The 21815-nt window shown below is 71.7% G+C and carries 21 protein-coding genes; 16 read left to right on the top strand and 5 right to left on the bottom strand.

Features of this window, described 5'->3' with window-relative positions:
• Positions 1-25: 25 nt before the first annotated feature.
• On the bottom strand, positions 26-1429 hold the full coding sequence (gad, locus tag RWE79_RS17460; protein ID WP_475941008.1) for a glutamate decarboxylase: 1404 nt from the start codon (positions 1427-1429) through the stop codon (positions 26-28).
• 25 nt (positions 1430-1454) lie between these two features.
• Positions 1455-2129: a leucine efflux protein LeuE gene (gene leuE, locus RWE79_RS17455; RefSeq protein ID WP_475941007.1), complete on the bottom strand. Its 675-nt coding sequence runs from the start codon at positions 2127-2129 to the stop codon at positions 1455-1457.
• Positions 2130-2178: 49 nt separating this feature from the next.
• Here leuE and RWE79_RS17450 point away from each other — a divergent pair, with 49 nt between their 5' ends.
• On the top strand, positions 2179-2934 hold the full coding sequence (locus RWE79_RS17450; RefSeq protein ID WP_475941006.1) for a MerR family transcriptional regulator: 756 nt from the start codon (positions 2179-2181) through the stop codon (positions 2932-2934).
• Between the two features lie 31 nt (positions 2935-2965).
• On the opposite strand, the gene RWE79_RS17445 is transcribed toward RWE79_RS17450, so the two are convergent.
• The gene (locus RWE79_RS17445) at positions 2966-3343 is read right to left on the bottom strand and encodes a YbjQ family protein (protein ID WP_475941005.1); all 378 of its coding nucleotides are present in this window, start codon (positions 3341-3343) and stop codon (positions 2966-2968) included.
• An 18-nt stretch (positions 3344-3361) separates the two neighbouring features.
• On the bottom strand, positions 3362-4714 hold the full coding sequence (locus tag RWE79_RS17440; protein ID WP_475941004.1) for an ABC transporter ATP-binding protein: 1353 nt from the start codon (positions 4712-4714) through the stop codon (positions 3362-3364).
• A 141-nt stretch (positions 4715-4855) separates the two neighbouring features.
• On the opposite strand from RWE79_RS17440, the gene RWE79_RS17435 reads away from it, so the two are divergent.
• On the top strand, positions 4856-5575 hold the full coding sequence (locus RWE79_RS17435; RefSeq protein ID WP_475941003.1) for a DedA family protein: 720 nt from the start codon (positions 4856-4858) through the stop codon (positions 5573-5575).
• 44 nt (positions 5576-5619) lie between these two features.
• The gene (locus tag RWE79_RS17430) at positions 5620-7353 is read left to right on the top strand and encodes a threonine/serine exporter family protein (protein ID WP_475941002.1); all 1734 of its coding nucleotides are present in this window, start codon (positions 5620-5622) and stop codon (positions 7351-7353) included.
• A 165-nt stretch (positions 7354-7518) separates the two neighbouring features.
• Here the strand turns inward: RWE79_RS17430 and RWE79_RS17425 are convergent, their stop codons facing one another.
• On the bottom strand, positions 7519-8013 hold the full coding sequence (locus RWE79_RS17425; RefSeq protein ID WP_475941001.1) for an inorganic diphosphatase: 495 nt from the start codon (positions 8011-8013) through the stop codon (positions 7519-7521).
• A 120-nt stretch (positions 8014-8133) separates the two neighbouring features.
• Here RWE79_RS17425 and dacB point away from each other — a divergent pair, with 120 nt between their 5' ends.
• The 13 genes from dacB to RWE79_RS17360 all read left to right on the top strand — a co-directional run bounded on the left by dacB (position 8134) and on the right by RWE79_RS17360 (position 21807).
• A complete protein-coding gene (gene dacB, locus RWE79_RS17420; protein ID WP_475941000.1) occupies positions 8134-9546 on the top strand; it encodes a D-alanyl-D-alanine carboxypeptidase/D-alanyl-D-alanine endopeptidase in 1413 nt (470 codons plus the stop codon).
• Between the two features lie 62 nt (positions 9547-9608).
• Positions 9609-10784, top strand: coding sequence for a zinc-dependent metalloprotease (locus RWE79_RS17415; protein ID WP_475940999.1), 1176 nt, complete (start codon positions 9609-9611; stop codon positions 10782-10784).
• A gap of 151 nt (positions 10785-10935) precedes the next feature.
• A complete protein-coding gene (gene tilS, locus RWE79_RS17410) occupies positions 10936-12048 on the top strand; it encodes a tRNA lysidine(34) synthetase TilS (protein WP_475940998.1) in 1113 nt (370 codons plus the stop codon).
• Positions 12049-12068: 20 nt separating this feature from the next.
• Positions 12069-12623 (top strand): hypoxanthine phosphoribosyltransferase, encoded by a 555-nt coding sequence (gene hpt / locus RWE79_RS17405; protein WP_475940997.1) that lies wholly within the window; start codon positions 12069-12071, stop codon positions 12621-12623.
• A 220-nt stretch (positions 12624-12843) separates the two neighbouring features.
• Positions 12844-14889 carry an ATP-dependent zinc metalloprotease FtsH gene (gene ftsH / locus RWE79_RS17400; protein ID WP_475940996.1) on the top strand — a complete coding sequence of 682 codons (2046 nt, stop codon included), beginning with the start codon at positions 12844-12846 and terminating at the stop codon, positions 14887-14889.
• Between the two features lie 110 nt (positions 14890-14999).
• Positions 15000-15608 (top strand): GTP cyclohydrolase I FolE, encoded by a 609-nt coding sequence (folE, locus tag RWE79_RS17395; RefSeq protein ID WP_475940995.1) that lies wholly within the window; start codon positions 15000-15002, stop codon positions 15606-15608.
• Positions 15609-15762: 154 nt separating this feature from the next.
• A complete protein-coding gene (locus RWE79_RS17390; RefSeq protein WP_475940994.1) occupies positions 15763-17514 on the top strand; it encodes a phosphatidylglycerol lysyltransferase domain-containing protein in 1752 nt (583 codons plus the stop codon).
• 27 nt (positions 17515-17541) lie between these two features.
• Complete coding sequence (gene folP / locus RWE79_RS17385; RefSeq protein WP_475940993.1) at positions 17542-18396, top strand: dihydropteroate synthase; 855 nt, start codon at positions 17542-17544, stop codon at positions 18394-18396.
• Positions 18393-18872 carry a nuclear transport factor 2 family protein gene (locus RWE79_RS17380; RefSeq protein ID WP_475940992.1) on the top strand — a complete coding sequence of 160 codons (480 nt, stop codon included), beginning with the start codon at positions 18393-18395 and terminating at the stop codon, positions 18870-18872. The genes folP and RWE79_RS17380 overlap by 4 nt, the downstream gene beginning before the upstream one ends.
• Before the next feature lie 227 nt (positions 18873-19099).
• Positions 19100-19459 carry a dihydroneopterin aldolase gene (gene folB, locus RWE79_RS17375; RefSeq protein ID WP_475940991.1) on the top strand — a complete coding sequence of 120 codons (360 nt, stop codon included), beginning with the start codon at positions 19100-19102 and terminating at the stop codon, positions 19457-19459.
• Positions 19456-20046: a 2-amino-4-hydroxy-6-hydroxymethyldihydropteridine diphosphokinase gene (gene folK, locus RWE79_RS17370; protein ID WP_475940990.1), complete on the top strand. Its 591-nt coding sequence runs from the start codon at positions 19456-19458 to the stop codon at positions 20044-20046. Before folB ends, folK begins: the two co-directional genes overlap by 4 nt.
• A 56-nt stretch (positions 20047-20102) precedes the next feature.
• Positions 20103-20588 carry a DUF3180 domain-containing protein gene (locus tag RWE79_RS17365; protein ID WP_475940989.1) on the top strand — a complete coding sequence of 162 codons (486 nt, stop codon included), beginning with the start codon at positions 20103-20105 and terminating at the stop codon, positions 20586-20588.
• A 256-nt stretch (positions 20589-20844) separates the two neighbouring features.
• On the top strand, positions 20845-21807 hold the full coding sequence (locus RWE79_RS17360) for a hypothetical protein (protein ID WP_475940988.1): 963 nt from the start codon (positions 20845-20847) through the stop codon (positions 21805-21807).
• Positions 21808-21815 lie beyond the last annotated feature (8 nt).

Raw genomic sequence — 21815 nt, 5'->3', positions numbered from 1 at the left:
CTGCGAGTGCCCAGAAGCAGGCCGCTCAGTGATGGAACGCGGTGGCGGCCGAAGCGGGCCGGTCCAGCGGCCCCGACTGCGCCCGCAGCTCCGGCAGCAGCCGTTCCAGCTCGCCCGCCAGCAGGTCGGCCAGGTCCTCCGAGAAGCCGTTGCGGCACACCACGCGCAGCACCGCCAGGTCCTCGCGGTCGGCGGGGAAGGTGTACGCGGGCACCAGCCAGCCGCGCTCGCGCAGCCGCCGGGAGACGTCGAACACGTCGTAGGCCGTGACGCCGTCGGCCGTGGTGAAGGCGAACACCGGCAGCTGGTCACCGCGGGTGATCAGCCGGAAGTCGCCCATCGCCTCGATACGCGAGGCCAGCGCGGTGGCGACGTCCCGGGAGGTCTGCTGCACGGCCCGGAAGCCCTCCCGGCCCAGCCGCAGGAAGGTGTAGTACTGGGCGACGACCTGGGCGCCGGGGCGGGAGAAGTTCAGCGCGAAGGTCGGCATGTCGCCGCCGAGGTAGTTGACCCGGAAGACCAGTTCCTCCGGCAGGGCGCCGGAGTCCCGCCACAGGGCCCAGCCCACCCCGGGGTAGACCAGCCCGTACTTGTGCCCGGAGGTGTTGATCGACGCCACGCGCGGCAGCCGGAAGTCCCAGACCAGCCCGGGGTCCACGAAGGGCGCGATCATCGCGCCGGAGGCGCCGTCCACGTGCACCGGGATGTCGGTGCCGGTACGGGCCTGGAAGTCGTCGAGGGCGGCGCAGATGTCCGCCACCGGCTCGTAGGACCCGTCGAAGGTCGAACCGAGCACCGCGACGACCCCGATGGTGTTCTCGTCGCACAGCGCGAGCGCGGACTCGGCGTCCATGTGCAGCCGGTCGCCCCGCACCGGCACCAGCCGGGCCTCCACCTCCCAGAAGGTGCAGAACTTCTCCCAGCACACCTGCACGTTCGCGCCCATCACCAGATTCGGCCGGGCGCTCCCCGGGTAGCGGTCGCCGGTCCGCTTCATCCAGCGCCGCTTGAACGCCATCCCGGCGAGCATGCACGCCTCGCTCGACCCCGTGGTGGAGCAGCCCACCGCCCCGGCGGGGTCGGGCGCGTTCCACAGGTCGGCGAGCATCGCCACACAGCGCCGCTCCAGTTCGGCGGTGCGCGGGTACTCGTCCTTGTCGATCATGTTCTTGTCGCGGCACTCCGCCATCAGGACATCGGCCTGCGGCTCCATCCAGGTGGTGACGAAGGTCGCCAGGTTCAGCCGGGAGTTGCCGTCCAGCATCAGCTCGTCATGGACCAGCTGATAGGCCGTGGCGGGCGCCATCGGGCCGTCCGCCAGCCGGTGCTTCGGCGGCGCGGCGCGCATGCCGCTGGTGGGGTCCGTCTCGCCGTAGAACGGGTTGACGGGCAGTTCCCGCTCGTCGTTGTCGCCTTTGTGGAGGGCCATGCAACGGACCATAGGCGGGCGCCGCTCAGCCCGCACTCGCAAGTGACAGCTTCGCCGCGAAACCGAGGAAGAGCGCGGCCGCGCCCGAGGTGAGCCCGGCGGACAGCCGCTTGCGGCGGCGGAACTGGGCGGCCAGATACGTGCCGCCCAGGATCAGCGCCGTCAGGTAGCAGAGGCTGAAGGTCTGGGCGATGGCACCGAGGGCCAGGAAGGACACGGCGGGGTGGGCGTAGCCCGGGTCCACGAACTGCACGAAGAAGGAGATGAAGAACAGGATCGCCTTCGGGTTGAGCAGGCTGATCATCAGCGCCCGCCGGAAGGGCTGCTCGCCCGTCGCGGACTCCGCGGTGGTTCCCGGCACCGGTTCCGCGGCGGCCCCCGCCGCGCGCCCGCCACGGGAGCGCCACATGTCCCGGGCCGCGCGGGCCATCCCGAAGGCGATCCACGCCAGATAGGCGGCGCCCGCGTACTTCACGAAGCCGAACAGCACGGCGTTCGTCCTGAGCAGCCCGGCCACCCCGGCCGCCGACGCGGTCATCAGCACCGTGTCGCCGAGGAAGACACCGAGCGCGGCGCGGTACGCCGTACGGATGCCCCGGCGGGTGGCGACGGAGAGCGTGTAGAGCGAGTTCGGGCCCGGCAGCAGAACGATCAGGACGGTGCCCAGGACATAGGTCGGCAGATCGGTTATCCCCAGCATGTGGACCAATATCGCACTTGCTCCTCACGTGGCGTGAGGCGGGAGAGTGATGCCCATGAGCGCGAGTTATCCGGTCGGGCAGGTCGCCGCCTTCGCGGGCGTGACCGTACGGACCCTGCACCACTACGACGAGATCGGCCTGCTGTCGCCCGGCGGCCGCAGCCACGCCGGCCACCGGCGGTACGACGACGCCGACCTCGACCGGCTGCAGCGGATCCTGTTCTACCGGGAGCTCGGCTTTCCCCTCGACGAGGTGGCGGTCCTGCTGGACGACCCCGACGCGGACCCGCTGGAGCGTCTGCGCCACCGGCACGGTCTGCTGACGGCCCGCATCGGCAGGCTGAACGAGATGGCCGCCGCCGTCCAACGAGCCATGGAGGCACACACGATGGGCATCGACCTGACACCCGAGGAGCGGTTCGAGGTCTTCGGCGAGGAGGCCGGACGCCGCTGGGGCGGCACCGGCGAGTACGCCGAGTCACAGCGCCGCACCTCCTCGTACGGCAAGCGGGACTGGCTGCGCCACCACGAGGAGAACCGCGAATGGGGCGTCCGGCTGGCCGCCCTGATCGCCGGCGGCGCCGCCCCGGACAGCGAGCCCGCGACGGATCTCGCCGAGGAGCACCGGCAGCGGATCAGCCGGTGGTTCTACGACTGCACCCACGCCATCCACACAGCGCTCGCCGAGATGTACGTCACGGACGAGCGCTTCACCCGCCACTACGAGGAGATCCACCCCGGCGCCGCCCGCTACCTCCACGACGCGATCCTGGCGAACGCCGCCGGAGCCGGCACGGCCCGGTAGCCGTCCGGTGGCCGTCCGCGGCCGGCGCGCCCTACGCGTTCGGCGCGATGACCGCCGCCGTGCCGTAGGCGCAGACCTCGGTGCCGACGTCCGCCGCCTCGCTGACGTCGAACCGCATCATCAGCACCGCGTTCGCGCCGCGCGCCCGGGCCTGCTCCACCAGCCGCTCCATGGCCTGGTTGCGGGTCTCCACCAGGGTCTTGGTGAGCCCCTTCAACTCGCCGCCGACCAGCGACTTCAGCCCCGCGCCGATCTGACTGCCCAGGTGCCGGGAGCGGACGGTGAGGCCGAAGACCTCGCCGATCACCCGCTCGACCCGGTGCCCGGGAACGTCGTTGGTGGTGACCACCAGGACGTCGGACTGCTGCGACTGACCGCCGCCGTACTCGTCGATCCGGTTATCGGGCATGGCGCCATCGTGCCCCCGCTACAGCCGCGGCGCCTCCTGGGGGGCCGGGCAGATGCGGTGGCCCTCCTGGTCGAAGACATAGAGGTGGGCGAGGTCCACCAGCAGCGGGACCCGGTCGCCCGGGCGGAACTGGAGGTCGGGGCCGGTACGGACGACCAGGTCGCCGGGGACGACGCGGGGCTGGTCCGGGGGACGCGACTCCATGACCGCGGTGCTGCCGCGCCCGGCCGCGCGCTGCACCAGCCGGCGTCCCAGGCCCACCGCTCCGCCCCCGCCGCCGTCGGCGCCCCCGCCCCCGGCCCCGCGCCTGGCCTGGGCCCTGGTCCGGGCGCCCGGCGCCGGCTTGGGGGCCTCCAGCTCGGGCACGACGGCCGGCAGCGCCCCGGTGTTGAGGTGCACCAGCGACTCGTGGCCCTGGTACTCCACATGCTCGACGACGCCGCTCAGCACGACCTCGCCCGCGTGCGCGGCGCTCGGCCGGTCGATCCGTACCGCCTCCGAGCGCAGCCCGACGATGATCTTGCGGCCCTGCTGGATCCGCAGCAGTTGGTGGTCCCGGCTCAGCGGCTCCTGGAGCCCGAGCCGCTGCCGCCCGAAGTCGATCCAGATCCCGCCGCCCAGCGGGGCCAGCACGGTCGCCTGGAGGAGGTTGATGCGGGGAGTGCCGATGAAGGCGGCCACGAAGACGTTCTCGGGGAGGTGATATGCCTCACGTGGCGTACTGACCTGTTGCAGCACCCCGCTTCGCATGATCGCCACCCGGTCGCCGAGCGACATCGCCTCGGCCTGGTCGTGCGTGACGTAGACCGTGGTGACGCCCATGCCGCGGGTCAGCCGTGAGATCTCCGCCCGCAGGTGGGAGCGGAGCTTGGCGTCCAGGTTCGACAGCGGCTCGTCCATCAGGAAGACCGACGGATGCCGGGAGATCGCCCGGCCCATCGCGACCCGCTGCCGCTCGCCGCCCGACAGCTGCCCGGGATAGCGGTCCAGGATGTCCTCGATGCCCAGGGTGCGGGCGGTCTCGACGACACGCGGCTCCGTCTCCTCGCCGGGCATCTCGAAGCGCAGCGGAAAGCCGATGTTCTGGCGGCTGGTCATACTCGGGTACAGCGCGAAGTTCTGGAAGACCATCGCCATCCGGCGGTCACCGGGCGCCAGGTCGTTGGCGTACTCGCCGTCCAGCAGCAGTTCGCCGCTGCTGATCTCCTCCAGCCCCGCGATCATGCGCAGGAGCGTCGACTTCCCGCAGCCCGACGGGCCGAGCAGGACCAGGAACTCCCCGGGGGAGATGTCGAGCGTTAAACGGTCCACGGCCCGGACATCCCGTCCGTAGACCTTCGTTACGTCGTGCAGTGCGATGGCGCGAGTCATGTGGTTCCGCCGGGGAATCGGGTGGGACGGGCGACTTGCGGTGGTGCGCGGTGGTGCACGGGGAAACGCTTGCGCCGAAGGTAGTCCACTGTTCCCGGCCTGGGAACGGTTCGGGCAGGACACCGTTGATACTTTGTGCGAGTGACGACTCTCGCCCTGGGCCCGCAATGGCTCGACCCCGATTACCTCATCTCGTCGGCCGGCCTGATCGGCCTGCTGGCGATCGTCTTCGCCGAGTCGGGGCTGCTCATCGGCTTCTTCCTACCGGGCGACTCGCTGCTGTTCACCGGTGGCCTGCTGGTCGCCGGCGGCAAGCTGGACTGGCCGATCTGGGTGGTGGCCCTGCTGGTGGTGGTGGCGGCGATCGCCGGTGACCAGGTCGGATACCTCTTCGGGCGCAAGGTGGGGCCGACCCTCTTCCGGCGGCCGGACTCCAGGCTCTTCAAGCAGGAGAACGTCGAGAAGGCGCACGAGTTCTTCGAGCGGTACGGCGGCAAGTCGATCGTCCTGGCCCGGTTCGTCCCGGTGATCCGGACCTTCACGCCGATCATCGCGGGCGTCAGCCGCATGAACTACCGCACCTTCTTCACGTACAACATCATCGGCGGCACCCTGTGGGGCGGCGGCGTCACGCTGCTCGGCTTCTGGCTCGGCAAGATCGAGTTCGTCAACAAGCACATCGAGCTGATCCTCATCGCCATCGTCGCCATCTCCGTCATTCCCATCGCCATCGAGTTCCTGCGGGCCCGCGGCAAGTCCGGACGAGCCGCGTCCACCGCCGTCCCGTCCGCGGGCTCCGACGATCCCTCCGCCGAGACGCCCGCGCAGCGCGGCGGCGGCCGGCACCGGGCCCGCCGCTGACCCGGCGCCCCCCCGTCGCGCATGCCGGGCGCCGATCCGGCAAGGTGAGGCCCGTACGGCAGCACAGCACGGCGAAGGGCACGGAAGTGGTGGACGAGGGCAAGCCGAGGTCCGACGAGGCCCGCTCGGAGTTCACACCGCCGCTGGGCGTGCCGGCGCCGCCGGAGTCGTCCTCCGACGACGCGCCGACCTCGGAGTTCGCGGCCCCGACCGGGGTGGACGTCCCCGCCGAGCCCGGACCGCAGGGCTCGGCCTTCGCGCCGCCCGGGGGCCGGCAGCCGGCCGCCCCGGTCCCGGCTCCGCACGGGGGGTATCCGGGGTATCCCGCGTACACGCCGCCGCTCGGGATACCGATGGTGAACCTGTCGAAGGAGACGCCCTGGCCGGACCGGATGCGGGCGATGCTCCGGATGTCGGTGACCGAGCGGCCCGCGCCGGAGCAGGCCGCCGAGCGGGCCGAGTCCGGCCCGCCGGTCCCCCGGGTGCTGGACCTGACCCTGCGTATCGGGGAGTTGCTGCTCGCGGGCGGCGAGGGCGCCGAGGACGTCGAGGCGGCGATGCTGGGCGTGGCACACGCCTACGGGCTGGCCCGGGTCGAGCCGACCGTCACCTTCACCCTGCTCGGCATCTCGCACCAGCCGTCCCTGATCGACCCGCCCGTCACGGCGAACCGGACGGTACGCCGCCGGGGCACCGACTACACTCGGCTGGCGGCCGTCTTCCGCCTGGTCGACGACATCACGACCGAGGCGCTCACCCTGGAGGACGCCTACCGCCGTCTGGCGGAGATCCGCCGTAACCGGCACCCCTACCCGGGCCGGCTGCTGACGGCCGCCGCCGGGCTGCTCGCGGGCGCGGCGAGCATGCTGGTGGGCGGCGGCGGCCCGGTGGTGTTCCTGATCGCGGCGATCGGCGCGATGCTGGGCGACCGGCTGGCCTGGCTCTGCGCGGGGCGCGGGCTGCCGGAGTTCTACCAGTTCACCGCGGCCGCGATGCCGGCGGCCGTGCTGGGCGTCCTGGTCGACCGCTTCGGCCACCATCTGCCCGGTACGTCGACCATCCAGGCCTCCGCGGTGATCACCGGTGGGCTCTTCGCGCTGATCCCGGGGCGGGCGCTGGTCGCCGCCGTCCAGGACGGCCTGACCGGCTTCTACATCACCGCCTCGGCCCGCCTGCTCGAAGTGATGTACCTGTTCACCGGCATCGTCGTCGGCGTCACCCTCGTGCTGTACGCGGGCGTCAGCCTGGGCGCGGAACTGGACCCGCAGCAGACCCTGCGCACCTACGAGAACCCTCCGGTGCAGCTGGTCGCGGCCATGGCGCTCAGCCTCGCCTTCGCGGTGCTGCTCCAGTGCGAGCGCGGGGTGCTGCTGATCGCCACCCTCAACGGCGGCGTGGCGTGGACGGTCTACGGCGTGCTGCACCAGAAGGCGGCCGGGGTCGGGATGTCCCCGGTCGCGGCGACGGCGGTCGCGGCGGGCCTGGTCGGTCTGTTCGGGCAGATGCTCTCGCGGCACCGGCACGCCTCGGCGCTGCCCTATGTCACCGCCGCCATCGGGCCGCTGCTGCCGGGCTCGGCGACCTACTTCGGTCTGCTGGGCCTGACCCAGGGCCATCTGAGCCAGGGTCTCGCCTCGCTCACCAAGGCGGCGGCCCTGGCGCTGGCCGTCGCGATCGGGGTCAACCTCGGTGGTGAGATCGCCCGGATGTTCCTCCAGGTACCGGGCGCCGGCGACCCGGCGCAGCGCCGCGCGGCCAAGCGCACCCGCGGCTTCTGAATTCCAGCGCCCCCAGCTACCGCTGGGTGGGGCCGCGCTACCCGGTGAACCAACGCGGTCACCGCGCCGGGGAGCGTCAGGGAGCGGGTACGGCTGCGGGCGGCACCCCCGCGCTCAGGGGTGCCGCCCGCAGCCGTACCGCGTACGCATGCGCACGCCGCCGCGTCAGTGCGCGTGACCGGACTCCTTGAGGCGCTTGACCGACGCCTCGACCTCGGCCTCGGCCTCGGCGCGGCCGACCCAGTTGGCGCCCTCGACGGACTTGCCGGGCTCCAGGTCCTTGTAGACCTCGAAGAAGTGCTGGATCTCCAGGCGGTCGAACTCGCTCACGTGGTGGATGTCACGCAGGTGCTCCACACGCGGGTCGGAGGCGGGCACGCAGAGCAGCTTGTCGTCGCCGCCCGCCTCGTCCGTCATCCGGAACATGCCGATGGCACGGCACTTGATGAGACACCCGGGGAACGTCGGCTCGTCCAGGATGACCAGGGCGTCCAGCGGGTCGCCGTCCTCCCCGAGGGTGTTCTCGACGAAGCCGTAGTCGGCCGGGTAGCTGGTCGAGGTGAAGAGCCGGCGGTCCAGGCGGATACGACCGGTCTCGTGGTCCACCTCGTACTTGTTCCGCGAACCCTTCGGGATCTCGATCGTGACGTCGAACTCCAAGACTCCACTCCTCCATGATCAGCACATACTTCTGGTGATTAAGTGTCTCCCACGCATGTGTGTGGGCGCGAAAGGGGCTGGTCCGGGGTGCGGCTCACCAAGAATTGGCAGGTCACAGCGGTGTCTGCCGCAGTCGGCCTGGCGGTGGCGCTGGTGGCGGTCGCCGCGTCCGGCCCGTGGGAGTCAGGTCAGCGTACGGCCGAACGGGGGTTTGCCGCCTCCCAGGACGCCGTGGCGCGCGCGAAGCGGGCCGGGCCCGCCGGGTCGTCCGGCGCCCAGGACCGGGCGCCGCTCGCCTCCGACGTGCTGACCGCCGCGACCGGCACCTCCGGTGTGCCGCTGCCCACCGGCAGCGGTCTGGCCGAGGCCCTCGCCCCGCTGCTGGAGGCCTCCGGGCTCGGCCCGGTCCGTACGGCGGCCGTCGTGGACGCCGCCACCGGCCGGACCGTCTACGGCCTCGGCGCCGGCACCGCGGGCACCCCAGCCTCCACCACGAAGATCGCCACGGCGGTCGCGGTCCTGTCCCTGCTCGGCGCCGACCACACCTTCACCACCGAGGTGACCGGCGCCGCCCACGGCTCCCGCATCACCCTCGTCGGCGGCGGCGACCCCACCCTCACCGCCCGCGCGGCGGCGGGCGGCGGCTACGACGCGGCCTCGCTGCGCAAGCTGGCCGACGACACGGCCAGGGCGCTGCTGCGCAAGGGCGAGAAGAAGGTCCGGCTGTCGTACGACACCTCGCTCTACAGCGGCACCACCCTCCACCGCCTCGGCCGCAACGACAACCTGGCCCCGGTCACGGCCCTGATGGCCGACGAGGGCCGCGACGACGGCTCCACGTACAAGGGTCCGGCCGCCCGTGCCTGGGACCCGGCCCAGTCGGCCGCCAACACCTTCGCGGACCTGCTGGAGGACCGGGGCATCACGGTCAGCGGCACGCCCGACAAGCGCGGGTCGTCCGGCGGCGTGCTGGCCCAGGTCGAGTCGGTGCCCCTGTCCGACCTGGTCGAACGCATGCTGACCAACAGTGACAACGACATCGCCGAGGCCCTCGCCCGCCAGGCCGCGGTGGCCGTCGGCCGGCCCGCGTCCTTCGCCGGTGGATCCCGGGCCATCGCCCGGACGCTCAGGTCGCTGGGCCTGGACCTGACCGGGGCGAGTTTCCACGACGGCAGCGGCCTCGACCACCGCGACGCCCTCACCGCCGCCCAGCTCGCCCGGCTGCTGGTCCTGGCCGGCTCCGACGCGCACCCCGAACTCCGTTCCGTGCTCACCGGTCTGCCCGTCGCCGCCTTCTCCGGCTCGCTGCGGCACCGTTTCTCCACCGGGGTGCGCCGCGAGGCCGCCGCCGGCTTCGTCCGCGCCAAGACCGGCACCCTCACCGGCGTCAACGCCCTCGCCGGAACGGTCGTGGACGCCGACGGCCGGCTGCTCACCTTCGCCTTCCTCACCTCGGGCACCACGGACCCCACGGCCGCTGTCTCCGCCCTGGACCGGCTGGCCTCGGCGGTGGCGAACTGCGGCTGCCGCTGAATCGCGGACACCCCGGCTGCGTCCGCCTCCCGCCCGGCGGACGCAGCACGTACGGTGAGGGGATGAGCATCGGTGGCGCGGAGATGGTCGACTGGAAGCTCGCGGTGGCTACCGCGACCCGATTCGTACGCCCGGGCCCGGAGGTGTCGCGGGACGAGGCCAGGGAGGTCGTCGCCGAGCTGCGGCGGCACGCGAAGTCCTCGGAGGCGCACGTCCGTTCCTTCACCGGGATGTTCGGCGACGACGAGCCGGACGAGCACGGCACGCCCGTACTGATCGTGGACCGCCCGGGGTGGATCAAGGCCAACGTGGAGGGCTTCCGCGAGGTCCTGAGGCCCCTGCTGGCCAAGATGGAGTCCCGCCGCCCCGGCGGCCCCGGCGGGGCCGTCCTGGGCACCGTGGGCGGCAAGGTGACCGGCGTCGAGGTGGGGATGCTGCTCAGCTTCCTGTCCTCGCGGGTCCTGGGGCAGTACGAGACCTTCGCCCCGGCCACCCGCCTGATGCCGGCCGGTCCGGCGACACCGGGCCCCGGGGAGCGCAAGGCGGGCCGGCTGCTGCTCGTGGCGCCGAACATCGTGCATGTCGAGCGTGAACTCGACGTGGACCCGCACGACTTCCGGATGTGGGTGTGCCTCCACGAGGAGACGCACCGCACCCAGTTCACGGCCGTGCCCTGGCTGCGCGACCACATCGAGTCGGAGATCCAGGACTTCCTGGCCGAGACCGACATCGACCCGTCGACCCTGATCGAGCGGGTCAGGGAGGCCTTCCAGGCCTTCGCCTCCGGCCGCCCCGACTCCGACGAGGCCTCGGCCGACGCCGAGTCCGACGAGAGCGCCGACCGCAGCCTGATCGACCTCGTCCAGACCCCCAACCAGCGGGAGATCCTGGCCCGGCTCACCGCCGTGATGTCGCTGCTCGAAGGGCACGCCGACTACGTGATGGACGGCGTCGGCCCCGAGGTGGTGCCGTCGGTCGCCGAGATCAGGGAGAAGTTCCAGCAGCGCCGGCAGAGCGGGGCCGGCCGGCTGGACCTCGCGCTGCGCAAGCTGCTCGGCCTGGACGCGAAACTGCGCCAGTACCGGGACGGCGAGCGGTTCGTGCGGGCCGCGGTGGAGCAGGCGGGCATGGCCGGCTTCAACCGGATCTGGACGTCGCCCAACACCCTCCCCACCAAGCTGGAGATCGCCAAACCCGCGGACTGGGTGGCGCGGGTGCACCGGCGTAGCGAAATGTGACGAAGCGGCGCTGCGACAGCACCCGGTTCACCCGTCCGAGGGACCGTAACCGCAGGGTGTGGCGTGCGATGCTCGGGTATGGGCCGGCTTCTGTCACCATCTAGCTACCCTGCGTCATCAGCCCCACAGCCTCCCTAGGAGGGAACCGGACATGGGTCCCCACCCCGCGGTCGCAGCGATACGCCTGGCGGTCCGCCGCGTACTCCAGGACATCCTCGGCGACATCTCGACCACCACCTCCACCGACTCCTTCACCACCGCCACCGCTCCGGCCGCGGGCCGGGCGCGTACCGGCGCCGGCCGGATCGCGCCGGGCGGCACCCCCGGGCGGCTTCCGGCCCAGCCGGACGGCAGCCCGCTCGTGCTCGCCGCCTGCAGCGGCGGAGCCGACTCGATGGCCCTCGCCACCGCCCTCGCCTTCGAAGCCCCCAAGCTCGGCATGCGCGCCGGGGGTGTCACCGTCGACCACGGCCTCCAGAGCGGTTCCGACATCCGGGCCCGCGAGGTCGCCGCCCGCCTGCGCGACCTCGGCCTGGACCCGGTGGACGCGATCGGCGTCACCGTCGGCCGCCAGGGCGGCCCGGAGGCGGCCGCCCGGGAGGCGCGGTACGGCGCGCTGGACGCCGCCGCGCGGGACCGCGGGGCCGCCGCCGTGCTGCTCGGCCACACCCGGGACGACCAGGCGGAGACCGTCCTGCTGGGCCTGGCCCGCGGCTCGGGCACCCGCTCGCTGTCGGGGATGGCCGCCGTCTCGGGGGTCAACGGCCGGTACCGCCGCCCCTTCCTCCTGCTGGACCGCGACACCGTGCGCAAGGCCTGCCTGGTGCAGGGCATCGACGTGTGGGAGGACCCGCACAACCACGACCCGGCCTACGCCCGCTCCCGGGTCCGGCACGAGGCGCTCCCGGTGCTGGAGAAGTCCCTGGGCAAGGGCGTGGTCGAGGCCCTGGCCCGTACCGCCCAGCTCTCCCGTGACGACGCCGACGCGCTCGACCAGTGGGCCGCCTCCGCCGAACGTGACGCGATCGACAGTGACGGCGGCCTCGCGGCCGGCCGGCTGCTCGCGCTGCCGGCCGCCGTGCGCCGCCGCGTGCTGCGCCGGGCCGCCATCGCGGCCGGTTCGCCGGCCGGCTCGCTCTTCGCCCGGCACATCGAGGAGACCGACCGTCTGCTCACCGACTGGCGTGGTCAGAAGCCCCTCAACCTCCCCGGCGGCGTCCTGGCCGGGCGGCGCAATGGCAGACTGTTCTTCTCACCGTCGTAGACCTTGAGGAAGTACCACAGGTGAACGAGAAGGACATGGGCACCGACCTTGAGAAGGTGCTCATCACCAAGGCCGAGATCGACGCCAAACTGGTCGAACTGGCAGCGCAGATCGACAAGGACTACGCGGGCCGGGACCTGCTGATCGTCGGTGTGCTCAAGGGCGCGGTGATGGTCATGGCGGACCTGGCGAGGGCGCTGTCCAGCAACGTCACGATGGACTGGATGGCGGTGTCCTCCTACGGCGCCGGCACCAAGTCCTCGGGGGTCGTACGGATCCTCAAGGACCTGGACACCGACATCGCCGGCCGCGACGTCCTGATCGTCGAGGACATCATCGACTCCGGTCTGACGCTGTCCTGGCTGATCAGCAACCTCGGCTCGCGCCGCCCGGCCTCGCTGGAGGTCTGCACGCTGCTGCGCAAGCCGGAGGCGGCCAAGGTCAAGATCGACGTGAAGTACACCGGCTTCGACATCCCCAACGAGTTCGTGGTCGGCTACGGCCTGGACTTCGCGGAGAAGTACCGCAATCTCCCGTTCGTCGGGACGCTCGCCCCGCACGTCTACGGGGGCTGAGGGCCGGCCGCGGCGGGCACCGGGGGAACGCCGGGGAACTTCACCCCGTTTTCCGGCGTTGGAGACTGGGAACGAAGGTTTGTTAACGGTCTCCGGCATCTTCGAGTGACAATGCTGGGGTACCGTCCGAAGGTCGGTTCATACACCGGATGCACAGCGGCCAGCCGGCCGGGGTGCCTCACTGTGGCAGGAGGGACGGGGCTTAAGCCGCCCCGCATGGATGGACGTCAAGCGCTATTTCCGTGGGCCAGTTATGTGGATCGTGCTGGCTGTCCTCGCCGTGGTCGTACTGATGCAGGTCGTCGGCTCGTCCGGCGGGTACAAGACAGTGGACACCGGCCAGGCCATTGAGGCGATCAACAGCAACCAGGCCAAGTCAGCCGAGCTGACCACCGGCGACGAGAATTCGATCAAGGTCGAACTCAAGAGCGGTGCCAAGGTCGGTGGCAAGGACCTCGGCACCAAGATCAAGGCGAGCTACATCGGCGACCAGGGCGTCGACGTGGCCAAGATTCTCCAGTCGAAGGTCGACGACCAGGACAAGAGCACGCTGCCCGACGGGTACACCGTCTCGCCGCAGTCGCAGAACGCGTTCGTGAGCATCCTGCTCTCGCTGCTGCCGTTCGTGCTCATCGTGGTGGTCTTCCTGTTCCTGATGAATCAGATGCAGGGCGGCGGCTCCCGGGTCATGCAGTTCGGGAAGTCCAAGGCCAAGCTGATCACCAAGGACACCCCGAAGACCACGTTCTCGGACGTCGCGGGTTCCGACGAGGCCGTCGAGGAGCTCCAGGAGATCAAGGAGTTCCTCCAGGAGCCCGCCAAGTTCCAGGCCGTCGGCGCCAAGATCCCCAAGGGTGTGCTGCTCTACGGCCCGCCCGGGACCGGCAAGACCCTGCTGGCCCGCGCTGTCGCGGGTGAGGCGGGTGTGCCGTTCTACTCGATCTCCGGCTCCGACTTCGTCGAGATGTTCGTGGGTGTCGGCGCCTCGCGTGTCCGTGACCTGTTCGAGCAGGCCAAGGCCAACGCCCCGGCCATCGTCTTCGTCGACGAGATCGACGCCGTCGGCCGGCACCGCGGTGCGGGTCTCGGCGGCGGTCACGACGAGCGCGAGCAGACGCTCAACCAGCTGCTCGTCGAGATGGACGGCTTCGACGTGAAGGGCGGCGTCATCCTGATCGCCGCCACCAACCGGCCGGACATCCTCGACCCGGCGCTGCTGCGCCCGGGCCGCTTCGACCGTCAGATCGCCGTGGACCGCCCGGACCTCCAGGGGCGCCTGGAGATCCTCCAGGTCCACCAGAAGGGCAAGCCGGTCGCCCCGGACGTCGACCTGCGGGCCGTCGCCCGCCGCACCCCCGGCTTCACCGGTGCCGACCTGGCCAACGTCCTCAACGAGGCCGCGCTGCTCACCGCCCGCAGCGACAAGAAGCTGCTGGACAACCACACGCTGGACGAGGCGATCGACCGCGTCGTGGCGGGCCCGCAGAAGCGGACCCGGATCATGTCCGAGAAGGAGAAGAAGATCACCGCGTACCACGAGGGCGGACACGCCCTGGTCGCGGCGGCTTCTCCGAACAGCGACCCGGTGCACAAGGTCACGATCCTCTCGCGGGGCCGTGCCCTCGGCTACACCATGGTCCTGCCGGACGAGGACAAGTACTCGACCACGCGCAACGAGATGCTGGACCAGCTCGCGTACATGCTGGGCGGGCGCGCCGCCGAGGAACTGGTCTTCCACGACCCGACCACCGGCGCCGCGAACGACATCGAGAAGGCCACGGCGACCGCCCGTGCCATGGTCACGCAGTACGGCATGACCGAGCGGCTCGGTGCGATCAAGTTCGGTACGAGCGACTCCGAGCCGTTCCTCGGACGTGAGATGGCTCACCAGCGCGACTACTCGGAAGAGGTCGCCGGGCTGGTGGACGAAGAGGTCAAGAAGCTCATCGAGACCGCGCACAACGAGGCGTGGGAGATCCTGGTCGAGAACCGCGACGTTCTCGACAGCCTTGTGATGGCTCTTCTGGAGAAGGAGACCCTGAACAAGGAGGAGATCGCCGAGGTCTTCAAGCCGATCGTCAAGCGCCCGCCGCGTCCGGCCTGGACGGGGTCCTCGCGCCGTACGCCCTCCACCCGCCCGCCGGTGCTCTCTCCCAAGGAGCTCACCCTCGCCAACGGCGCCCAGGCCTCCAACGGAGCCCCGGCCTCGCTGAGCAAGACCAGTGACACGGTCGAGCTCCCCGAGGAGCCCCGCCCCGAGGCCTGACCGGTCACAGCGGAATGTGAGCCGCGCCCCCAAGGTTTGTAGCCTTGGGGGCGCGGCTCTGTTTTTTTGGCTGAATGTCGCCGCAGCGACGGACGAGGAACGAGGCACCCATGACCGACCCGATCACGGCGCTGGACGGCTACCACCGCATCGGCGAGTTCGATGAGAAGCGGGCCGAGGACGCGGTGCGGGAACTCCTCCTCGCCGTCGGTGAGGACCCCGATCGTGAGGGCCTGCGGGAGACGCCGGCCCGCGTGGCGCGGGCGTACCGGGAGATATTCGCCGGGCTGTGGCAGGAGCCGGAGGACGTCCTGACGACCACCTTCGACCTCGGGCACGACGAGATGGTGCTGGTCAAGGACATCGAGGTGATGTCCTCCTGCGAGCACCACCTGGTGCCGTTCGTCGGGGTCGCGCACGTCGGCTACATCCCGTCGGCCGAGGGGAAGATCACCGGCCTGTCCAAGCTCGCCCGCCTGGTGGACGTCTACGCCCGCCGCCCGCAGGTGCAGGAGCGGCTGACCACCCAGATCGCGGACTCGCTGATGCGGATCCTGGAGCCGCGCGGTGTGATCGTCGTCGTCGAGTGCGAGCACATGTGCATGACCATGCGCGGCGTGCGCAAGCCCGGGGCCAAGACCATCACCTCGGCGGTGCGCGGGCAGCTGCGCGACTCCGCGACCCGGGCCGAGGCGATGAGCCTGATCATGGCGCGCTGACCCGGGGCACGCGGGCGCGGCAGGGTGAAACCTCTGCGGTGAGCTGGCACCGCGGCGTACTGCTGCCAATACTGGGCTCGCTCCCCTGGAACCGGTCGGCCGGAATGTCCCTCCTAGGGGACGCCACACCGGGATCCGCAATGCTGGAGCGCACGTGTCCGCAGACCACGCCGTCGCCGTACGGCTGCCTCGCCGCCGTCTCGTTCACCCCCGGACCGTACCCAGGATCATCGGGACGGCCTGTGCCCTGGTCGGCCTGGTCGATGTCGCGGCCGGGGTCTTCCCGGGCTTCCGGCACAGCCGTATGCATGTCGTGGCCGGGGTCTTCCCCGGCGCGGTCACCTCGCTGGCCGCCGCCGCGTCGGTGGTGACCGGCATCCTGATACTGATGCTGGCGCACGCCCTCAAGCGCGGCAAGCGGCGTGCCTGGCGCGCCACGGTGGTGCTGCTGCCGGTCAGCGCGGGCGCCGCGGTGCTGCACCGGCACTCGGTGGGCGGCGCGCTGCTCGCACTGGGCCTGCTGGCGCTGCTGGTGACCCACCGCCGTGAGTTCACCGCCAAGGCCGATCCCCGGACCCGCTGGCAGGGCCTCGCCGCCCTTCTCGGGCTCAGCGCGCTCGGCCTCGGCCTCGGCCTGGTCATCGTCAGCGCCCACCCGGAGTCCGTGATGGGCGACCCGGGCTGGGGCGCGCGTCTGCGGGAGGCCCTGTACGGCCTGTTCGGCCTCCAGGGCCCTGTCTCGTACGCCACCGACCAGGCATCGGACGTCGTCGCGTACACCCTGGGCGGCCTGGGCTTCCTCACCGCCTTCACCACCGTCTACCTGGTCCTGCGCCCCGCCAGGCCGGTCGCCGAGCTCACCCCGCGGGACGAGGGCCGCCTGCGGGAGCTGCTGGCCCGGCACGGCGCCCGCGACTCGCTGGGCCACTTCGCGCTGCGCCGGGACAAGAGCGTCGTCTTCTCGCCCAGCGGCAAGGCCGCCGTCTGCTACCGCGTGGTGTCCGGTGTGATGCTCGCCAGCGGCGACCCCATCGGCGACGTGGAGGCCTGGCCCGGCGCCATCGACTGCTTCATGGCCGAGGCGCGGGCGCACGCGTGGATTCCGGCGGTCATGGGGTGCAGCGAGACCGGTGGCGAGGTCTGGACCCGGGAGACCGGCCTGGACGCCCTGGAGCTGGGCGACGAGGCGATCGTGGAGACCGCCGCCTTCACCCTGTCGGGGCGGGCGATGCGCAACGTACGGCAGATGGTCAAGCGGATCGAGCGCGCGGGCTACACCTGCCGGGTGCGGCGGGTCGCGGAGCTCTGCGACGACGAGCGCGCCCGGATCCGCCGCGCCGCCGACGCCTGGCGGGGCACCGAGACCGAGCGCGGCTTCTCCATGGCCCTGGGCCGCTTCGGGGACCGCGCGGACGACGACTGCGTGGTGGCCACCGCGCATGACGCGGACGGTGAGCTGCGGGCCGTCCAGCACTACGTCCCCTGGGGCAGCGACGGGATGTCCCTGGAGCTCATGCGGCGGGACCGCGCCGCGGACCCGGGGCTCAACGAGCTGCTCATCGTGGCCGCGCTGGAGGCCGGGCCGGACCTGGGCATCAAGCGGGTCTCGCTGAACTTCGCCATGTTCCGGGCGGCGCTGGCGCGGGGCGAACGGCTCGGCGCCGGGCCGGTACTGAGGGGCTGGCGGGGCGTCCTGGTCTTCGCGTCCCGCTGGTTCCAGATCGAGTCCCTGTACAAGTTCAACGCCAAGTTCCAGCCGGAGTGGGTGCCGCGCTTCGTGGTCTTCCGCCGCACCGGAGAGCTGCCGCGGATCGGCTTCGCCGCCATGCAGGCCGAGGGCTTCGTGACCCTCGCGCTGCCGGGCTGGGCGCGGAACCGGTGGCTCGGGCGCAGGCCGTCCGCGTGAGGCCGGACCACACCATAGGCTGAGGGCATGGGTACGTTGCGAGGACGGGTGGACGGTCTGCCGGAGTGGGACCGGTGCGCGGTGATGGGCGTGGTGAACGTCACGCCGGACTCGTTCTCGGACGGCGGCCGGTGGTTCGACACGGCGACGGCGGTGAAGCACGGCATGGACCTGGTGGCCGCCGGGGCGGATCTGGTGGACGTGGGCGGTGAGTCGACCCGCCCCGGGGCGAAGCGCGTCGACGAGGCCGAGGAGCTGCGCCGGGTGATCCCGGTGGTGCGCGAGCTGAGCGGGGCCGGGGCCGTGGTGAGCGTGGACACGATGCGCGCCCGGGTCGCCGAGCGGGCGGTCGAGGCGGGGGCGGTGCTGGTCAACGATGTGAGCGGTGGCGCCGCGGACCCGGCGATGATCCCGGTGGTGGCGGCGGCGGGGGTGCCGTTCGTGGTGATGCACTGGCGTGGCCAGAGCATCGACATGAACAACCGGGCGGTCTACGCGGACGTGGTCCCGGAGGTGGTCGCGGAACTCCGGCAGAGCCTGGAGCGTGCGGTGGCCGGCGGTGTGGACCCCGGGCGGGTGGTGCTGGACCCGGGGCTGGGCTTCGCCAAGAACGCCGAGCACGACCTGACGCTGGTCGCGCACCTGGCCGAGATCCGGGCGCTGGGCCGGCCGGTCCTGGTGGCGGCCTCCCGCAAACGGTTCCTGGGCCGGGTGCTGGCGGGCGAGGGCGGCGATCCGCCGCCCGCGCGCGAGCGCGACGCGGCGACGGCGGCCGTGACGGCGATCGCGGCCCGCGAGGGCGCCTGGGCGGTCCGGGTGCACGAGGTGCACGACAGCGCGGACGCGGTCCGGGTGGCCCGCGCGATCGAGGGAGCGCTGTGACCCCCCGTACGGCGGAGGCCGCGAAGGTCGAGCAGGCCAACCAGGAGTTCTACGACGCCGTGGAGCGCTCGGACCTGGACGCGCTGGAGGTGCTGGTGCTGACCGGCCCGCTCGCGGAGACCGTGTCGGTGGTGCACCCGGGGTGGCCGGTGCTGCGCGGGCGGCGCGAGGTGATGCGGTCGTATGCGCTGATCATGGCGAACACCGAGTACATCCAGTTCTTCCTGACCGATGTCGAGGTGGCGGTCGACGGTGACACCGCCCTGGTGACCTGCACCGAGAACATCCTCACCGGCGGTCCGGCCGACGAGGACGGCGAGGAGGGCATGGGCTCCCTCGTGGGCGGGCTGGTGGTGGCCACCAATGTGTTTCGGCGCACACCGGAGGGCTGGCGGCTGTGGGTGCACCACGGCTCGCCGGTGATGGCCGACGGCATCGGCGAGGACGACGACGTGCCCGGAGAAGGCTCGGCCTGAGGGGATCTGACCACGCGTCCGGGCTACTCCCGCGCCGGCGCGGGAGTAGCCGCGGGGAGAGCGGGGTAAGGGCGGAGCGGTTGCCTCCGGCCACTCCTGCGGCGAGCCCTGTCGGTGGTCGCGGGTAGATTCGACCGAGGGCGGATTCCCGACATCCGACGGCCTGTCCGACAATCCGGCCGACAAACCTGTCCGACAACCTGTCGACAACCTGCAGGAGTGATCTCGTGGATCGTGTCGCGCTTCGTGGCCTCAAGGCGCGCGGGCACCACGGCGTGTTCCCCCGGGAGCGCGAGGAGGGCCAGACCTTCGTCGTGGACCTCGTGCTGGGCCTGGACACCGCTCCCGCCGCGGCCTCGGACGACCTGGCCCTGACGGTGCACTACGGCATCGTGGCCGAGGAGGTCGTGGACGTCGTGCGCGGCGAGCCGGTCGACCTCGTGGAGACGCTGGCGCAGCGCATCGCCGACCGGGTCCTCAAGCACGACCTGGTCGAGGAGGTCGAGGTGACCGTGCACAAGCCGGACGCCCCGATCACCGTTCCCTTCGACGACGTGACCGTCACCATCATCCGGAGGCGCCCGTGAGTTACGACCCCACCGTGCAGCCGGTTCCGGCCTCCGTCGTCGCGCAGGTCGACGCCGCCGACACCACCTTGCAGAACCCGAAGGTCGCCGTGCTCTCGCTCGGCGGCAACCTCGGCAACCGCCTGGACACCCTCCAGGGCGCCGTCGACGCCCTGGAGGACACCCCGGGGGTCAGGGTCAAGAAGATCTCCCCGGTCTACGAGACGGAGCCGTGGGGCGTCGCGCCCGGCAGTCAGCCCAACTACTACAACGCGGTGGTGCTGGTGAAGACCACCCTGCCGCCGTCGTCGCTGCTGGAGCGGGGCCGCGCCATCGAGGACGCGTACGCCCGCACGCGCACCGAGCGTTGGGGCCCCCGCACCATCGACGTGGACATCGTGGCGTACCAGGGTGTGGTCTCGGACGATCCGGAGCTCACGCTTCCGCACCCCAGGGCCCATCAGCGCGCCTTTGTGCTCGCGCCCTGGCACGACATCGACCCGGCTGCCGAGCTGCCCGGTTTCGGCGCGGTCGGGCAGCTGCTCGACGCCGTGGGGCGCGACACCGTAAGGGTCCGTGCCGATGTGGAACTCCGGTTGCCTGAATAATCGTTACGAGCAGGGGTCCCGGGACGGGACACATCACGGCGGAGGGCGATTTCTCGGTGAAGCAGCTGCGAATCAGGACACTGGTCGGGCTGTTCGCCGTGGCCGGGGTGCTGTCATGGGCCGGTGCCAGGCTCTGGGACTCCGTCGGCACGCTGCCGAGCGTGCCGGTGGCCGCTCCGGTCGTGCTCGGGCTGATCGCCGCCGTGCTGGCCGCCACGGCCCTGGGGATCCGGTCCCGGCTGCGCGCGCAGCGCGAGCGCCGGCCGGGGGCCAAGGGCGTCGATCCGCTGCTGGCCGCCCGCGCGGTCGTCTTCGGCCAGGCCAGTGCGCTGGTCGCGGCGCTGGTCGCCGGGATGTACGGGGGTACGGGGCTCTTCCTGGTCATCCAGGAGCTGGACAACCCTCCCCGCCGTGACCAGGCCATCTACGCCGGTGCGGCGGTCCTGGCGGGTATCGCGGTGGTCGTCGCCGCGATCTTCCTGGAGCGGGTCTGCAAACTCCCCGAGGACGAGGACGACAGCACGGTCGCCCAACCCCGCTGACGCCGAATACGCATTCGTGATCACGGGACTTCGCGAAGAGGAATGATCCGCGAATGCGGTCCGGTGGCGGCAATCCGCGGGCCTGGGCGCCGGGTCTCAGAGCAAGATCACAGAATGCCTGATGGGGGCCTTGGGAACACCTGATCGACAACGCATCGTATCCACTCGGATGCCCTGCGTATTAGTCGTTGTATGTTGAGTGAGAAATCAGATGGGGTGGCCCCACGCGCCTCTTTCGCACGCTAGGTTTTCGTTCATGTCACGTGGACGCCACCGTCATTCCCAGCCCCTGCACAGGCTTCTGCCGCCGCTGACCGTCGCGGGTTCCGCCGCGCTGATCGCGGCCGGCGCCTGGGCCGCGAGTGATCCGGTGCTGCTCCGCTCGATAGTCGCGGCCGCCGCCGCCACGGCGTGCGCGGGCGCGGTGCTGCTGCGGCACTGGGACCGGGCCGCGGGCAAGCGGGTCTCCGAACTCGAAGCGGCCCGGGTGCGCGACGAGTGGCGCACGGACGAGCGGATCGCCGAGCTGGAGGTCGACCTCGACGACTCCCGCGAGCTGCGCGGCCGGCTGGAGAACAAGCTTCGCGCCAAGCGGGCCGAACTGGCCCGCCTGCGCAGCGAGCACGCCGGTCTCCTGCGCCGCTACGCCACCGCCGAGTCCGAGCGGGCCACCGCTCTGGAGAGGCGCCGCCAGCTGGCCCTGGAGACCGCCGCGACGTCCGCCGGTTCCGGGTCGGCCGGATCGCCGCTCACCCCGGACGTGTACGCCAGGGCCGGCGAGGCGCTGCGGGACCTCAGCCGCAACGCCGCCCGCCAGCAGGCCCTGCGCACCGTCGAGGAGGCCCGTCGGCGCGACGCCGCCGAGCACACCGCCCCCGACGAGCCCCAGGGCCGTCACGCCGGTCCCCGGCCGGTCGTCGCCCTCCCGGTGCGCGAGCACCGGCTGGTGCCGGCCGTGGCCGCCGCCGTGCTGCCGTACGCGAAGCCGGCGCGCGCCGCCAGCCGTGCGCAGGGCGGGTTCGACTTCTTCGGCACGCAGGGGGAGCAGGGAGCCCTGGAGCAGGGAGCCCTGGAGCAGGGCTCCCTGGAACAGGGACGGGACATCGACGACGTGGTGGGTGACGAGGCGCTCCTGGCCGACGCCGAGGTCATCGACCTGACCGCGCACGACGAGACCGAGCAGCTCGATCTGAGCGGGCTGCGCGTCCACTCGTCGTAGAGCGGTAA

Source organism: Streptomyces sp. RLA131 (assembly GCF_056270125.1).
The sequence above is the reverse complement of the archived record's forward strand: the minus strand, read 5'-3'. Positions and strand labels throughout refer to the sequence as shown.

What these genes read in the sequence shown, in the direction of transcription:
- gad (WP_475941008.1), bottom strand. Translation starts at nt 1,429, where the DNA reads ATGGCCCTCCACAAAGGCGACAACGACGAGCGGGAACTGCCCGTCAAC.
- leuE (WP_475941007.1), bottom strand. Translation starts at nt 2,129, where the DNA reads ATGCTGGGGATAACCGATCTGCCGACCTATGTCCTGGGCACCGTCCTG.
- RWE79_RS17450 (WP_475941006.1), top strand. Translation starts at nt 2,179, where the DNA reads ATGCCCATGAGCGCGAGTTATCCGGTCGGGCAGGTCGCCGCCTTCGCG.
- RWE79_RS17445 (WP_475941005.1), bottom strand. Translation starts at nt 3,343, where the DNA reads ATGCCCGATAACCGGATCGACGAGTACGGCGGCGGTCAGTCGCAGCAG.
- RWE79_RS17440 (WP_475941004.1), bottom strand. Translation starts at nt 4,714, where the DNA reads ATGACTCGCGCCATCGCACTGCACGACGTAACGAAGGTCTACGGACGG.
- RWE79_RS17415 (WP_475940999.1), top strand. Translation starts at nt 9,609, where the DNA reads ATGAGCATCGGTGGCGCGGAGATGGTCGACTGGAAGCTCGCGGTGGCT.
- tilS (WP_475940998.1), top strand. Translation starts at nt 10,936, where the DNA reads ATGGGTCCCCACCCCGCGGTCGCAGCGATACGCCTGGCGGTCCGCCGC.
- ftsH (WP_475940996.1), top strand. Translation starts at nt 12,844, where the DNA reads ATGGACGTCAAGCGCTATTTCCGTGGGCCAGTTATGTGGATCGTGCTG.
- folE (WP_475940995.1), top strand. Translation starts at nt 15,000, where the DNA reads ATGACCGACCCGATCACGGCGCTGGACGGCTACCACCGCATCGGCGAG.
- folP (WP_475940993.1), top strand. Translation starts at nt 17,542, where the DNA reads ATGGGTACGTTGCGAGGACGGGTGGACGGTCTGCCGGAGTGGGACCGG.
- RWE79_RS17360 (WP_475940988.1), top strand. Translation starts at nt 20,845, where the DNA reads ATGTCACGTGGACGCCACCGTCATTCCCAGCCCCTGCACAGGCTTCTG.